This window comes from Thalassobacillus sp. C254 (genome assembly GCF_001310615.1).
The window spans coordinates 1-2,797 of record NZ_BAXQ01000054.1; the positions used below are offsets into that span (position 1 = coordinate 1).

The window sequence follows — 2,797 nt, forward strand, 5'->3', positions numbered from 1 at the left end:
CTATAATCAAATGGTTTATGAAAATCAACATTAGCTTTGACAGAGCCTACATAAAAAGGATTCTATATTATATGAGTATTACTAAGAGGAGAAAACAATATAATGTTAGAAAGTGCTTACAAAAAGAAAAGTTGTTGTGTATGCTTATAGTAAAGGTCAAGGGGGATTTGATGAAAAAGAAAACGAGTCGTTTTGAAACAAAAGCTATACATGGCGGGTACGAACCGAATCAGCATTTTGACAGCTTGACTCCGCCTATCTATCAAACCTCTACGTTTACTTTTTCTTCATTGGACCAGGGTGCATATAGATTTTCCGGTGAAGAAGAAGGGTTCATATATTCACGGATATCTAATCCTACGGTAGATGCACTGGAAAAGCGAGTCGCTGAGCTTGAGGGAGGCGAGAAAGCACTGGCGTTTAGTTCGGGTATGGCAGCAGTATCGGCTGCATTAATAGGTTTAACAAAGAAAGAAGATCATATCTTGTGCTCAAAAGGAGTATACGGCTGTACCTTCGGACTTCTTCAGCTGTTAAAAGAAAAATACAATATCGAACACACTTTTTCCTACTTAGATACGTCTGAAGAAATAATATCTAATATCAGAAGCAACACAACATGTATTTATATAGAAACACCGATAAACCCTACAATGAGATTAATAGATTTGGAGAAAGTGGCCTCTATAGCCAAAGAAAGAGGAATAAAAGTAATTGTAGATAATACGTTTTCCACCCCCTATTTGCAGCAGCCGTTAAAAAAGGCTGTGACATTGTTATTCATAGTGCGACTAAGTTTATTGGAGGACATGGAGATGTCATAGCAGGTCTTCTTGCCGGGAATGAAGAGATCGTTACCTATTTAAAGAAAACAGCACAAAAGGATATTGGAGGAGTCCTTTCACCATTTGATGCATGGCTGCTCCTGCGGGGACTCAAAACTTTGGCAGTAAGAATGGATAGACATTGTGAGAATGCAGAAAAAATTGCCACAGAGCTAAAAAAGCATTCTAAAATTCAAAGAGTATATTTCCCTGGTGACCAGGATCACCCTGATTACTCTATTATGCAGAAGCAAATGAAAAGGGGGGAGGCCTCATTTCTTTTGAAATAAAAGGATCACTTGAAGATACTAAGAAAATGGTAGATCAATTAAAGATGGTACGGATAGCAGTCAGTCTTGGTGATGCAGAAACACTAATTCAGCATCCAGCTTCGATGACACATGCCGTAGTTCCTGAAGAGGAAAGAAAAGAAATGGCTATATCAGCAAGACTTTTGCGTTTGTCTATCGGTCTTGAAGCCTGGGAAGATATTTGGGAGGATCTTGAAGAAGCCCTTGATTCTATTAATTGAAAGCAGTTCGGTCACTGATAATAAGAAACAGGAATACGGTGTTTCCTGATCGCTCCCGGTCCATTAATCTATAAAAACCGTTTGCTTTTAAAAAGCCAAACGGTTTTTTTATTTTTTCAGTACTTCTAATAAATCTAGTTAAAAAAAAACACTTCTTTACTTTGTCGCTTTTAAGCGCTAAAATAATTATAAATAAAAAAGAGAAAATTTTAAAAATTAAGGGAGAGATTACTGTGAAACTTAATAAGGGTTTATCCTTATCTTCAATGGCTGCAGCGGCTCTGCTTTTGTCAGCTTGTGGAGATGATAGCAACTCAGCGGCAGATGCACAGAATGAAGGAACAGACCAGGAATCAGATGTAATTACTATTAAGGTAGGGCATATTGCCCCTGAGGGAGAGGCATATGCACTAGGTTTCGAAGCTTATGCTGAAGCTGTAGAAGAAGCTACAGATGGAAGAGTAGAATTTGAAATCTTTGGTGATGGCTCTTTAGGAGGGGAAAGAGAGCTGGCTGAGGGTGTACAAATAGGGAATATTGATATGAGCCTTGTCACTACCGGGGTAATTAGTAATTTTGTTCCAGAAGTGACAGCTTTGGAGTTTCCGTTTTTATTCAGGGACTTAGATCATGCCTACAAAACATTGGATGGAGAAATTGGACAAGAAATACTTGATGGTATGAATAGTGCCGGATTTAAAGGGATTGCTTTCTGGGAAAATGGTCAGCGTCATTTTGCCAATAACAAAAGACCTATTACAGAGCCTGAAGATTTAAGCGGGTTAAATATGAGAACAATTGAAAGTGATATTTTAATCGAAACGTATGAGAGTTTAGGCACTCATCCTACTCCAATGGCTTTCCCTGAAGTGTACGGCGGCCTTCAGCAAGGAGTAATTGACGGAACAGACCAGTCGTATGGCGTGATTTGGAGTACAAATACCTATGAACAGCTGCCATATTTTACGGAATCGGGATTATATTATGCTTCGGCTACATTAATTATTAATGATGAGTTATATGAGGAGCTTCCGGAAGATATAAGAGAAACGATCGTAGAACTTGGAAAAGAATATGCCCAAGTGCAGCGTGAAATATCTCAGGAACTCGAAGAAGAGCAGCACAATAACTTAGTGGAAAACGGTGTCGAAATTATTCCTATGGAAGATATTAATATTGAGGAGTTTAGAGAGCTGGTAGAGCCGGTGTATGAGAAATACGCAGACCAATATGGGGATTATATAGAAAGAATTGAAAACGTGGAATAGGGAAGAAAAAGACGCTAGGAAAAAACAATCTCTGAAAAGGAATAAAAGGTGTCAGTTATCGATTTTCGATAGCTGTTACCTTTTTGTTGATCAGAAATGGGTTAATGGGCTTACGAGCGGTGTACTTTCTCAAGTTCACCGCCAGTAATGCAAATCCAATTTCGTTTTTCACC

1 protein-coding gene and 1 pseudogene are annotated in these 2,797 nt (G+C 38.5%); both read left to right on the forward strand.

Going from position 1 to position 2,797, the window contains the following annotated elements:
* Positions 1-170 precede the first annotated feature (170 nt).
* A pseudogene (gene megL / locus JCM19033_RS21475) lies at positions 171-1,356 on the forward strand (methionine gamma-lyase).
* Between the two features lie 233 nt (positions 1,357-1,589).
* Positions 1,590-2,624 carry a TRAP transporter substrate-binding protein DctP gene (gene dctP, locus JCM19033_RS21480; RefSeq protein WP_054637866.1) on the forward strand — a complete coding sequence of 345 codons (1,035 nt, stop codon included), beginning with the start codon at positions 1,590-1,592 and terminating at the stop codon, positions 2,622-2,624.
* The last annotated feature ends 173 nt before the right edge of the window (positions 2,625-2,797 follow it).